The sequence below is a fragment of the Bacillus bingmayongensis genome (genome assembly GCF_000299035.1).
Lineage (GTDB): Bacteria > Bacillota > Bacilli > Bacillales > Bacillaceae_G > Bacillus_A > Bacillus_A bingmayongensis.
Genome location: NZ_AKCS01000005.1, coordinates 290,666 through 303,596 on the forward strand (window position 1 = coordinate 290,666; position 12,931 = coordinate 303,596).

General features: G+C 34.2%; 11 protein-coding genes, 1 pseudogene, 1 riboswitch and 2 other annotated features. Of the genes and pseudogenes, 3 read left to right on the forward strand and 9 right to left on the reverse strand.

The window, feature by feature from the left end; genetic code table 11:
* Positions 1 to 2 precede the first annotated feature (2 nt).
* The 3 genes and pseudogenes from Y7E_RS0101625 to Y7E_RS0101635 all read right to left on the reverse strand — a co-directional run bounded on the left by Y7E_RS0101625 (position 3) and on the right by Y7E_RS0101635 (position 1,789).
* Positions 3 to 770, reverse strand: a complete 768-nt coding sequence (locus Y7E_RS0101625) for an ABC transporter ATP-binding protein (RefSeq protein WP_017149574.1) — start codon at positions 768 to 770, stop codon at positions 3 to 5.
* Positions 771 to 1,065: 295 nt separating this feature from the next.
* Positions 1,066 to 1,254 (reverse strand): annotated as a pseudogene (locus Y7E_RS33490) (hypothetical protein); the annotation flags it as partial.
* A gap of 133 nt (positions 1,255 to 1,387) precedes the next feature.
* The gene (locus tag Y7E_RS0101635; protein WP_017149576.1) at positions 1,388 to 1,789 is read right to left on the reverse strand and encodes a GNAT family N-acetyltransferase; all 402 of its coding nucleotides are present in this window, start codon (positions 1,787 to 1,789) and stop codon (positions 1,388 to 1,390) included.
* 221 nt (positions 1,790 to 2,010) lie between these two features.
* Here Y7E_RS0101635 and Y7E_RS0101640 point away from each other — a divergent pair, with 221 nt between their 5' ends.
* On the forward strand, positions 2,011 to 2,769 hold the full coding sequence (locus Y7E_RS0101640; RefSeq protein ID WP_017149577.1) for a TioE family transcriptional regulator: 759 nt from the start codon (positions 2,011 to 2,013) through the stop codon (positions 2,767 to 2,769).
* 225 nt (positions 2,770 to 2,994) lie between these two features.
* Here the strand turns inward: Y7E_RS0101640 and thrS are convergent, their stop codons facing one another.
* The 5 genes from thrS to Y7E_RS0101675 all read right to left on the reverse strand — a co-directional run bounded on the left by thrS (position 2,995) and on the right by Y7E_RS0101675 (position 8,981).
* On the reverse strand, positions 2,995 to 4,920 hold the full coding sequence (gene thrS / locus Y7E_RS0101650; RefSeq protein WP_017149578.1) for a threonine--tRNA ligase: 1,926 nt from the start codon (positions 4,918 to 4,920) through the stop codon (positions 2,995 to 2,997).
* Positions 4,921 to 4,965: 45 nt separating this feature from the next.
* Positions 4,966 to 5,194, reverse strand: a binding site (T-box leader).
* Positions 5,195 to 5,230: 36 nt separating this feature from the next.
* Positions 5,231 to 5,459, reverse strand: a binding site (T-box leader).
* A gap of 132 nt (positions 5,460 to 5,591) precedes the next feature.
* Positions 5,592 to 6,299 carry a 23S rRNA pseudouridine(2604) synthase RluF gene (gene rluF, locus Y7E_RS0101660; RefSeq protein WP_017149579.1) on the reverse strand — a complete coding sequence of 236 codons (708 nt, stop codon included), beginning with the start codon at positions 6,297 to 6,299 and terminating at the stop codon, positions 5,592 to 5,594.
* Positions 6,300 to 6,575: 276 nt separating this feature from the next.
* On the reverse strand, positions 6,576 to 7,202 hold the full coding sequence (locus Y7E_RS0101665) for a DUF4937 domain-containing protein (protein WP_017149580.1): 627 nt from the start codon (positions 7,200 to 7,202) through the stop codon (positions 6,576 to 6,578).
* Positions 7,203 to 7,216: 14 nt separating this feature from the next.
* Positions 7,217 to 8,101, reverse strand: a complete 885-nt coding sequence (locus Y7E_RS0101670; protein WP_026049048.1) for a PhzF family phenazine biosynthesis protein — start codon at positions 8,099 to 8,101, stop codon at positions 7,217 to 7,219.
* A gap of 52 nt (positions 8,102 to 8,153) precedes the next feature.
* Positions 8,154 to 8,981 (reverse strand): hypothetical protein, encoded by an 828-nt coding sequence (locus Y7E_RS0101675; protein ID WP_017149582.1) that lies wholly within the window; start codon positions 8,979 to 8,981, stop codon positions 8,154 to 8,156.
* Between the two features lie 449 nt (positions 8,982 to 9,430).
* On the opposite strand from Y7E_RS0101675, the gene Y7E_RS0101680 reads away from it, so the two are divergent.
* Both Y7E_RS0101680 and Y7E_RS0101685 read left to right on the forward strand, forming a co-directional pair.
* On the forward strand, positions 9,431 to 10,015 hold the full coding sequence (locus Y7E_RS0101680) for a hypothetical protein (protein ID WP_017149583.1): 585 nt from the start codon (positions 9,431 to 9,433) through the stop codon (positions 10,013 to 10,015).
* Positions 10,016 to 10,292: 277 nt separating this feature from the next.
* Positions 10,293 to 10,413: riboswitch (glycine riboswitch) on the forward strand.
* Positions 10,414 to 10,519: 106 nt separating this feature from the next.
* Positions 10,520 to 11,887 (forward strand): alanine/glycine:cation symporter family protein, encoded by a 1,368-nt coding sequence (locus Y7E_RS0101685; RefSeq protein ID WP_017149584.1) that lies wholly within the window; start codon positions 10,520 to 10,522, stop codon positions 11,885 to 11,887.
* Between the two features lie 87 nt (positions 11,888 to 11,974).
* Here Y7E_RS0101685 and Y7E_RS0101690 read toward each other — a convergent pair whose 3' ends face one another.
* Entirely contained in the window at positions 11,975 to 12,904 is a 930-nt protein-coding gene (locus Y7E_RS0101690) for an MBL fold metallo-hydrolase (protein ID WP_017149585.1), read from the reverse strand.
* Positions 12,905 to 12,931 lie beyond the last annotated feature (27 nt).

A 12,931-nucleotide genomic window follows, 5' to 3' on the forward strand; every position in this document is an offset into this window, starting at 1 on the left:
CCCTACTTGGATTCAGCCGCTGAGCCCATATGAGCAAGCACACCTAAAATATCTTGATAAAAATCCTCACGTGTTTCTCGGCGTTTCAATTCTTTATAGAGTAGTCCATCTTGAATAAATAGAATCCGCTGACAATAACTCGCACTAAATGCATCATGCGTCACCATTAATATACTTACTCCATGATTTTCATGTAAATCTTGCATCGCTTCTAATAAACTCTTCGCATTTTTACTATCAAGTGCACCTGTTGGTTCATCCGCTAATACAATAGCAGGATTATGTACTAAAGCCCGCGCCGCAGCTGTTCTCTGTTTTTGTCCACCAGAAATAACTGATGGGTACTTCGTTAAAATCTCCATAATCCCCAGTTTCTGTGCAACCTCATTTACTTTCCCACTTATCTCACTTGAAGGCACTCCTTGTAATGAAAGTGGCAATGCAATATTTTCATAAATCGAGAGGTTTTCAAGCAAATTAAAATCTTGGAAAATGAACCCCAGTTTTTGAGAACGGAAATCTGATAATGCGTTCCCCTTCATGGAAGTGATATCTGTGCCTGCTATTGTCACACTTCCTCCTGTTGCATGATCAAGTGTACTAATTACATTAAGTAGTGTCGTTTTCCCTGATCCAGAAGGTCCCATAATCCCAACGAATTCCCCTTTTTGTATCGTAAGCGATACCCCTCTTAATGCTTTTGACTGACTTTCATTTCTTTTACCATATGTTTTCTCCACACTTTTTACTGTCACTACATTTGTTGCCATTTCTATCACTCCATCCCCATTTGTATATCATTACTTTGCCATACGTTTCTTAGGTTTCCACTACATAAATTCTTAATATCCCTTAAATTTCTGACTTCCTTTCTTAATATTCTCACTTTTATTTACAATCTGCCCGCGATTTATCTTACATTCACCTTACATTTTTATAAGGTACAAAAATAACAAAATGAAATCCCACCACCTCCCCTTCGCTTAGAGACGGTTGCTTCTAAATATATTAAGACAAGCATAATGTAAAATAAGTAAAAATGGGGAGGATTAAATTCAATGGAGCGTTCCGAAAATATAGTGAGTAATCGACCAATTTATCATTACTAGATAAAGAAACTTCTATAATTTCATTAGAAGGATGATCCAATTTTTCAATTGTTTGATCAGCCCAATTAATTATGTCAGCTTTTGAAAATATTCCAATTTGTAATCCTATCCTATAAACTTCAGCCATTTCTTTTACATTCACCATATATAGCCCCTTAAACTTTTTAATAATTATATAATAAAATAAAACGAACCTTCCATCAGTGTTTTTTCTTCGCCCCACCTCCCTTCCTTGTTTCTTTCTGAATCCTGAGGCATACTTTTTTGCTAAATGGATTTTACAAACTTCTAGACATTCCATAAAAATCAGGATATACAAGATTAAATCCAAATTTTTGATATAACTTTATACTTGATACATCCGCCATTACTGTAATACGAGTATTCTCACTAGAAACTCCATCTAGATACGTCAATAATCCCTTTAATATAATGTCTTCTATCCCCTTATCCTTCTGCAAAGGCGAGACAATAATATCAACAATTTGAAAGAAATAAGCTCCATCACCAATAACTCGCCCCATACCCAAAAGTTTTGAGTCAGTTCCTCTCACAATAACTGAATATGTTGAGTTGCTTAAAGCTATTTTTGTAAGTGCTTTTTTTTGTGAGTTTAGTCCTACACTTTTTCTTAGTTCCATATACTCTTTTACATTCGGGATTTCATGCAATATATTCATTTTGTTCCCCCTGCCTTTTTACTTATAATGAAATGAACATCTATACAGTCAAATATACAACACTAATGCAAGTGATAATGTTATAACAGAGTTCTCCAGTAAAACACACATTCATATAACAAAAGTTTATCGAAGCACTTTAATCTTTTTATTTAAGGTTTACATCCACTACTAGCTTTGATAAATTTAAAATCGACCTTTCGATTTAAGGGAGTGCTACAATGCATTATTACAAACCAATAGAGATTGCTAAAGAACTTCAAAGCAGTACAAGTGCTTTAAGGCACTATGAATCTTCAGGGGTTGTACCATCTCCTGAACGTTCTGAAACCGGATATCGCCTTTATACAAAGGTACATTTAGCCTACTTTCGCTGTCTTCGCGCAATGGTTCCTGGGTTTGGGTTCACAGTCACTTATGATGTACTTCGTCATATTCAAAACAAAGATATGGACCATGCATTTTGGATTGTCAACGCAGAACAAGCAACATTACAGCATGAAAAAAAACTCGCTGATCAAACACTTCTATTCCTACAGGACAAAAATTTGACTGTTATGAACGATAAGAAAGTGAAAAGTACAATGACTATAGGTGAAGTAGCTTCCATAACTGGTGTACAAACCTCTGCTATTCGTCATTGGGAAAAAGAAGGACTAATATCCCCAAATAGAAATCCTGAGAATGGATACAGGTTGTATACCCACATGCACGTAAAACAAGTTCTTCTTATTCGTACTTTAAGAAAAACAGTTTACTTTTTAGATAAGATGAAAGAAATTATTCAAGCTGTGGAAAATCAAAGTATTAAAAAGGCAAAAAAAGTTACTGAGAATGCACTTTTAAGTATTCATCAAAGAAACCGGCAACAATATAACGGTGTTCATAAGTTGGTAGAGTTGTGCAATGAGATTGGATTAATGAATTACGACGATGCTTCTCTATTAAAACCTAATCATTCTTTTGACCAGACAAAGTAAAGCATCTGTGAATAATTTTTTTATTGTAGTAAAAAACACACCACTTATTAAAATTGGTGTGTAGCAACATTTTTTATCCCGCATTAACGGGCAGTAAGACCCCTACCTCAAAATTTAGTCAAAACAAGGAAGTTAGGTGATGGATCAACTGCCCATAAAAGCCCGATTGGTGAAGACAAATAATCAATGGGAGATGAACAAACCCCCACTGATTATAGTTTCACTTTATTTAGAGCATTTATTATAAACTTCCTCCTGTACACCTTCCATAAATACAGATAGTGAAACCACCTCAGATTTCTCTTCACCATATTTACGCACATTTACAGATCCATTTTCCATTTCTTTATCTCCAATAACAAGAACGTATGGTATCTTTTGAATTTGAGCTTCTCGGATTTTATACCCTAGTTTTTCACTACGAACATCTCGTTCGACTCGAATACCAGTTTGTTTTAACTTTTCTTCAATTTCATTTGTATATTGGTCATGGACTAGAGTTGAAACCGGAATTACTTTTACTTGAACAGGAGCTAACCATGTTGGGAATGCTCCTCCAAAATGTTCAATTAGTATTCCTAAGAAACGATCAAAAGAACCTAATACAGCCCGGTGAATCACAACTGGTCTTCTTTTCTCATTTCTCTCATCAATATAATTCAAATCAAATTTCTCTGGCATTTGGAAATCAAGCTGTACTGTTCCACATTGATGGCTTCTTTGTAAAGCATCTTTAATATGAAAATCAATTTTCGGTCCGTAAAACGCACCATCTCCTTCATTTACTCTATAATTATAATCTAATGATTTCAGCACATTTTCGAGAGACGCTTCAGCTTGATTCCATAGCTCATCATCACCCATTGAATCTTCAGGTCTTGTTGAAAGCTCAACTTCGTATTCAAAACCAAATTTTTTATAGACATAGTCAATTTGTTTTAACACTGACTTTATTTCACTTTCTATTTGTTCAGGTGTCACAAATAGATGTGCATCATCCTGACAGAATGTACGTACTCTTAATAATCCGTTCAATGCACCACTAAATTCGTGGCGATGTACTTTACCAAATTCACACATTCGAATTGGTAAATCACGGTATGAACGTAGTTTATTTTTAAAAATAAGCATATGTCCAGGGCAATTCATCGGTTTTAATGCAAAGCTTTTGTTGTCTACCTCTGAAAAATACATATTGTCTTTATAATGATCCCAGTGCCCTGATTCTTCCCATAGCCCTTGATTCATCATAATAGGAGTGCGCACTTCTTGATAATCGTATTTTTGTTGTATTTCTCTTAAAAAAGCCTCTAACTCATTTCGGATGATTTGTCCTTTCGGTAAATAAAAAGGCATCCCAGGCGCTTCTTCTGAGAACATAAATAATTCAAGTTCATTTCCAAGCTTGCGATGATTTCTCTTCGCAGCCTCTTCTACAAAATGTAAATAACTTTCTAATTCTTTTTGAGAAGAAAATGCAACACCATATACACGCTGAAGTACTTGATTATTACTATCTCCGCGCCAATATGCACCAGAAACATGAGTTAATCGAAATGCTTTTAAATAACCAGTTGACGGTAAATGCGGACCGCGGCATAAATCTACAAATTCTCCTTGTTTATAAATTGTCACAACTTCATTCTCTGGAATTGCTTCTAAAAGTTCCAGCTTTAAATGATCATTTATATCTTGAAACAATTTTTCCGCTTCATCCCTAGTGATTTCAACTCGTTCTATTTCCAAGTTTTCGTTAATAATATTTTGCATTTCATTTTCAATTTTAGGTAGGTCCTCTACAGCGATGCTACTTGGAAGATCCATATCATAATAAAATCCATTTTCAATAACAGGTCCTACACCAAGTTTTACATCGCCATATATTCTGTTTACAGCCTGTGCTAACATATGTGCAGAAGTATGTCTTGCAATTTCTACACCTTCCTCTGAATCTATAGTGATGATTTGCACTTTCGCATTTCCTTCAATGTTTCGGCGTAAATCAAAAAGCTGACCATTCACCTTTCCTGCTACTGCCTTCTTTTTTAAACTAGTACTAATTGATCCTGCAATTTCTTCTAAAGTAATTCCTTTTACAAATTCTTTTACACTACCATCTAGAAAAATAATTTCAATCATCTGTTCTCTCATTTTTATCGCTCCATTTCATAATAAAAAAGCACACTCATCCCTAATAATAGGGACGAGCGTGCTTTTACCCGTGGTTCCACCCAGATTCCCATCATACTTCATCGTACAATGGCTTCTTTTGCGGTAACGTCGCTTACACGGCACTAGATACTTTCATTTTCCCTAGTGCAGCTCTAAGGTGGTAAGTTATTTCACTGCATTAGGAAGTTCTCAGCATTCCTTCCCTCTCTGTACAACCGTTAAAAATAACTCGTGTCCTTTTCTTCGCTTATTATGAAATTAAAAATAAAAAAGCATACTCATCCCTAATAACAGGGACGAATATGCTTGTATTCGTGGTTCCACCCAGATTCCCATCATACTTCATCGTACAATGGCTCCTTTTGCGGTAACGTCGCTTACACGGCACTAGATACTTTTATTTTCCCCAGTGCAGCTCTAAGGTGGTAAGTTATTTCACTGCGTTAGGAAGTTCTCAGCATTTCTTCCTTCTCTGTATAACCGTTAAAAATAACTCGTGTCCTTTTCTTTGCTTTTATAATACATCCATTAATTGTTATTTAATATATCTTATTCATTTTATTTTTGCAAGTGTCAAAAAATATTTTTTGTTCAATAAAAAAAGGGAAACCAAAAACAATTTTCATGTTTTTTGATTTCCCCTATCTTTTTTACCAATCTTGTGGTTCGTAGTTTAAATCTGCAAATAATCTTTTTTTCTCTTTCTTCGTTAAATCTCTCCACTGTCCAACTGGTAAATTATTCAACTGGATATTCATAATTCGCGTACGTTTTAATGTGTAAACTTGATAACCTAAAGCTTCACACATACGACGAATTTGGCGATTCAATCCTTGTGTTAAAATAATTTGGAATTCATATTTTGATAACTGTGTTATTTCACAAGGAAGTGTTTTTGTTCCTAAAATTTTAACACCTGCTGCCATTTGTTTTAAAAATTCAGGCGTAATCGGTTTATCTACTGAAACAATATATTCTTTTTCATGTTTATTTTCAGCACGTAAAATTTCATTAATAATATCGCCATCATTCGTTAACAAAATTAAACCGTCTGAATCTTTATCAAGACGTCCAACGTGATTAATTCGTAAAGGATGATTCACTAAATCGATAATGTTACCTTTAACTGCCTTTTCACTTGTACATGTAATACCTACTGGTTTATTTAAAGCGATATACACATGGTCTCGAGCAATTCGAAGTTGCTCTCCATTTACTCGCACGTCATCACCTGGTTGTACTTGGTCACCTATTTTTGCAACCTTTCCGTTAATAATTACTCTTCTTTCATTAATTAATTTATCTGCTCCGCGTCTAGATGCTTTTCCAGATTCACTAATAAATTTATTTATACGCAAGTTAGGCACATCCTTTTCTCTAAAAATTTCAAGCTCACACTGCTTCTACCGTACAATAACAAAAGGGTAAGCCTCCTAATATAACTTAAATATATTAACATGAATGGGTATCTGACGTCTTCTATAATTTTCATGTTTAAGAGAAAAGAATTCGTCTTATTGAACTACATACCAATAATACATTCACTGCACGCCTTCTACTTTTAAACTAATACCTCATACAACCATAACTACTAAAATCATTTAGCCTAGATATACATCATTTATTTACTTTTTTTATAATTCATATACAGACCATTCTTTTATACATGCAACTTGCTTTCCGTTTATATTTTCAACATCCTCGGTTACATTAGCTAATTCATATAATCCAGGAAAAATTTCTTTCACATAACTCTGATGTGATATTTCATTTTCCCAAAAAGAAAGAACGACATAACGATTAGAGTTTTTAAGAGATCTTCCCACAACGCCGCCTAACATTCCTTCTAATTTTTCCATTCCTTTATTCCAAATTGTTTCCTGTATATGCAAAAAGTGCTGTTCCCTTCCTCTTTTCACATCACAAACTGCAGCTCTGACAAATAGATTTTTTGTAAGTACATCCGTAAATGAAGTAGCTTTCATATCAAATAACGTTTGAAACAACTCTACTTCACAAGATAAATACGTATCCTTTTGATTGCTATTATGAAAAATTGGATCGTGCATTTCATTCATAAATTTTTGATATGTATTCATGTTTTCCCATACGGTAAACACACAGGCCTCATCTTCATTCCAGCCTCCAAATTGTCCATGAAATCCCTCTAGATTTTGTAAATCTCTCCATTTCTCTTGCGCCTCTGAAAACAAACCCTTTTTTTCTTTTTCTACCTGACAAAATATCGTTTTTAATAACATACTGCTCCCCCTTACTATACATTCCATGTCCCTTTTGCAATGCTTGTTACTTCTCCACCTACAAAAACATCAATTACATCTTCTATTTCTTCTGCCCGAATATGTAATAATGAAGGTCGTTTTATCTCATATCCTTGTTCAACACGCAAATTTATTTTCTTTTTGTCAAAATACCGATGTTTTATTAAATATGTTGCTAAACATCCATTAGAGCTACCAGTTGCTGCATCTTCCGGAATACCATAGTACTCTGCAAAATCACGGACATTCAGATCATTTACTTCTTCATACGTTTCAGAAGTAAATACCATAATTCCTTTTGCCTCTCTCTTTTCGATTAGCTTAAAATATTTTTCCTTATTTATTTGAACTTCTTTTACAGCAGCTAACGATTTTAACGGCACAAGAATAACTGGTAAACCTGTTGATACTTCTTGAATTGGATATCGAAGGTCTATTTGAGAAATATCAATATTTAGTACATCTGCAACTACATGTCTATCCAACTTCTCTCCAAATTCAGGCTCATTTTGCTGCATCCACAGCACATTTTCCTCGTCATGAAAAGTAACCTCTACAGAACCACCTTGGAAATGTAATAGAATATTTTCAAGCGTATCATTTTGAAGAATTGCTTCTTTGAGTACAAAAGCTGTTCCTAATGCAGGATGTCCAGCAAAAGGTATTTCTTCATTTGGTGTAAAAATGAGTACATCATACCCTCCGTTTCTCTGTTCTTTTGAGAGAATAAACGTTGTTTCAGCATAGTCCATCTCTTTCGCTATTAACTGCATTTCCTTATTTGAAATTTGATGATCATTTACAAATACTGCAAGTTGATTCCCTGTATACTTCCCTTGTGAAAAGACATCAACAATATAGAAATCCACCTTTCTCACTTCTCCCTCACCTATAACTTAAAAAATGGAATCTTTTGTTTACATAATAAAATTATATTTGACTAAATTCACTATTATTTAAATAATGGTCCGCTTCTTTTATCATCCAACTTCCAAAATTATTTAAAAACGTTAAAATTTCTATTATTTCACCTATAGGATTAACTGCATATTGCAGCGCTTTCCTCATATTTCGTTCTTGCTCTGGAAAGTGCTTACTAAACAACTCATATGCTGGATATAAGTCTCTGGAATAAAGTCCTTCCCTATCAATTGTTAGTGCTAAACCCGCTCTGACTACTATCTTCATAATCCAGCGACAACAATCTTTTATATCCTCCCTACCTTCATTATGAATTAACTCTTCACGTGCCTGCTCGATTTGTGCCTGTAAATGAATAAGATGTTCATACGCCAATTCTTTACTTACTTTATATTTAGTCAAACGTGGCCTTATATCTTCACCGAAGATACATACCCCGTGTGTCTGAATCATAAAACTAATAAAAGAAAAATAAGCAGAATGTATCACTTCTTCTACATCATAAAAACTTAATTCTACTCCAGATATACTATTAAATTTTTGCAGAAGTTGTTGCTCTATATTTTCACTCCATTCCAAATTTATTTCTTCAGGAGCTTTTCGAACTAATATAATCGTATCTATATCTGCAATCCCCTCTATTCCAATCCCTCTTGGAATAGAGCCTCTAATGTAAATACTATGCAAATCATCCTGTAACGATTGAAAACACGTATCCTTTACTTCTTGTATTACCTCCAGAAAAACAGACTGAATTTTATTAATGTGTGAATCATTTATAATGTATCCCGTATCATCCACAGGACAAAAACGACCTATTTTTTTTATAATTGACAATCTATCAACTCATTTCTATATAAAGTGTTACTTCCATGTTATATAGAAATGAGTTATAAATCAAAAAATTCAGAATAAAAAATTCAAAAAACCATCTATTTTGATACAATTGTAACAGTGTTTACATTTACTACATGATTCAATAAAGTGAAACTTTAATCAGCCCGCACCAATCGGGCTTTTACGGGCAGCCCGCCCCACCACCTAACTTCTTTGCTCTTGCTGAATTTTGAGGTGGGGGTCTTACTGACCACAAATAGCGGGATAAAAAGAGTATTTCATAATAAATCTATAATTTTTAGCAACCGATTCAGCACATATACAAAAGTTTGATTATTATTTCTTAAAAACTTTTCTTTTTTTCGACAAAATAAAACAATTTCCGAATGTGTAACTTGTTATTATAGATTAATACATCTTGTTTTTTGCATATTAGGAGGAAATATCCAATGAGAAAATCGTTTCATAAAAAATGGTGGTTTTGGCTTTTTAGCATACTGATTATCGCAAGCATTGCGGCCATTATTTTTTTGAACTACACGAAAGAGACAAAAATACAAACTACTAAAGAACCTGTCGATAAAAAAATCTATCAACAAGAATTAAAATCTCAAATCGATTTTCTTACTACAAAATACGATAATATTATCGAGCAAGAATGGCTACCAGCATGGACTGAAATAAATTTAAATCCAAGCAACATAAATACAGCTGAATCACTAGATAAAATGAACAATGTAGCTAATCATTATAATGAACTAGCTAAAAAAATGGATGCTTTTAACGCTGAAAACAACATGAATGATCCTGATTTAAAAAAGAAAATGAATAGCTTTAGAAAAGAATTTATTGCTGCTTCAAATTGTATGGAAAATGCTACTTTATCTGTTATACAAAGTTTTAAAAATGGTACACCATTGGACCAAAGTATACATAACGCAAAAGAATCTTTAGGACTTGCCGACCAACATATTGTAATCGCGTTATCCACTTTAAATGAAATAGAAGAAATATTAGGGGTTACACAGAAATAATTTCATTATTTTATCCCTTTCATTTTAAGCAGTACAATTAAAAATCTTTTCTTAAAAATTATTTTCCAATAAAAAATGATTGCAATTCGTTTACAAGGAACCTATAATGTTGTTTATTGATTATGTAAAAACCATTTCATATCAATATAATTAATTTTTTAACCACATAATTCGGATGAACCATTCAGGAGAAGATCAATTGATCTACCGACGGGGCAAAAAGTTGATGACTCAGCTTTGAAACTCTCAGGTCTTGATTATAAGTAGAACTGCATGGGGACGAATCTCTGGAGAGACTCCCTCTCGCTTCTATATAGCGCGGAGGAAAAAGAGCACCGAAGGAGCAAATCCGCTGTATTAGCGGATAATCTCTCAGGTAAAAGGACAGAGACAAGCGAAAGAAAACGCCGATTTGTATCGGTTTATTTTTCTATTCCTTGTTTCTCCAGAGACCATTTCATTTATGTGAAGTGGTTTTTTATTTTTTCTAAAAGGAGAATAGAGATGGAGACAGTAAGTAAAGTATTAGAACAAATTAATCACTACGTATGGGGATTACCAACCTTATTCCTTCTAGTCGGAACTGGAATCATTCTCACAGTACGCCTAAAAGGTTTACAGTTTCGTAAACTATTATATGCTCACAAACTAGCATTTAAAAAATCAGAAGATGCGTCTTCTTCCGGAGATATTAGTCATTTCCAAGCACTAATGACAGCCATGGCCGCAACCATCGGAATGGGAAATATAGCTGGTGTCGCAACTGCTGTTACAATCGGTGGTCCAGGAGCAATATTTTGGATGTGGATTACTGCCTTGTTTGGTATGGCAACAAAATATGCAGAAGCTATTCTTGCGGTAAAATACCGTGTAAGTAATGAAAATGGGGAATATTCTGGTGGCCCAATGTATTACTTAGAACGTGGTTTAGGGAAAAAATGGCTCGCTATTTTATTTGCGATTTTTGGGACAACCGCTTCTTTTGGAATCGGGAATATGGTGCAATCAAATTCCGTTGCAGAAGCTATGAGAATCAATTTTTCGTTTCCGCCTGCTTTAACTGGTATATTAATGGCTTTCTTAATTGCGATTGTTATTTTAGGTGGCGTGAAAAAGATTGGAAAAGTGACTGGTTTTTTCGTTCCGCTTAAAGCTTTCTTTTATGTAATTTCTGGGCTCATTATTGTTTTTTATCACTTCGATCAAGTTCCAGAGGCATTTTCACTTATTTTTTCTGGTGCGTTTCAAGGTACTGCCGCTGCTGGTGGTTTTATTGGTGCAACAGTTGCTTCTGCTATTCAAATCGGGATGGCACGTGGAGTATTCGCCAATGAAGCTGGCTTAGGAAGCGCTCCAATTGCCGCTGCTGCTGCAAAAACAGATTCACCCGCAAAACAAGCTCTTGTGTCAATGACAGGAACTTTCCTTGATACATTTATTGTTTGTACAATTACTGGTTTAGTACTAATTACTACAGGTGCATGGAAATCTGGAAAAACTGGTGTGGAAGCAACAACACTCGCTTTCCAATCTGTATTTGGTAGCACTGGTAGCATGATTCTTGGTATTGCAATCATTCTATTTGCCTACTCCACTATTTTAGGGTGGTCATATTATGGTGAAAAATGTGTAGCTTATTTATTTGGACAAGGTGCCGTACGATATTATAAAGCTATCTTCATTTTAATGATCGCAATTGGTGCCAACTTAAAGCTCGGAATCGTGTGGACATTTGCTGATATCGCAAATGGACTTATGGCCATTCCAAACTTGATTGGTCTAATTGGATTAAGCAGTATTGTGGTAGCAGAAACAAATCGATTCTTACAATCCGAAAAGTTTAAAACATCAAATAAAAAAATTGCAAGTTAATAAAATTTTTAAGCAAAGGGTATCCCATTTTTATATGGGATACCCTTTATTAGTTTTTATATAATCTTTTTACTTCGTAACATTTCTTTACAAAATTGATAATTCCATTCCTTTCTTTACATGCTTTAAGTTTGATGTAAATACTTCAGGAGCATACCAATTTATATATGCACTCGGACATTTGACCTCATCAATATTTGTATTCTCTCTAACTAAAACTGTTAATTCTTCAATGTATTCTATTACTTTTCTCAAGTCTGTTTTTACACCTACAGGCCCATGTCCTGGCACTGCTTTATCAATTTCAAATTCCTCAATCATTTCTAACATACGCTTCCATTCTTGAAGATTAGATTCTTCAAAAAAAGTAGGATGTGATTTCACAAATAACAAATCACCCATAAAACAAACCTTCTCTTTAGGTAAGTAAAGAATCGTATCACAAACGGAATGGCCTCCACCTAACGTAATCAATTTTGCGGTTCTCTTCGAACCATGTATAGTAAATTCATTTTGGAAAGAATATTGAGGTAATATAAGTTGCAGTGTAGGTAATGAAATCGCTAACTGATTCAAGAATGAAATCTGCTTTCGTAAGCTTTCATCATTCTTTTGAGCGAATTGATCTTGTAGGGATTGTATATATGTATGTAAACCTTCTATGTCTTGTTTCTGTTTATCAATTCTGGAAGGATGAATTTCTGCCATTTGCTCGTATGTTTTATAACTAGATATGATATTACAATTTTTAAAAACTTGATTTCCACGAATATGGTCTCCGTGCCAATGACTGTTAATAACCCATGATATAGAGTGACCTGTTATCTTTTCTGCTATCTCTTTTAAATCTGCAGCTGCTTGTTGTGTATTAAATGTATCAAAAATGATGGTTTGATCCCCCATATTTATAAAACCCGCATTAGCTAAAGAACCTCCTCCTTCTTTCGCAATTGCCGCGTAAATACCATCTTTTAATTTCTCAATTGTAAAATGTTCGCTACTGCATGCTTTATACATTTCTTTCCTCTCCTCTCCTTCTATTCT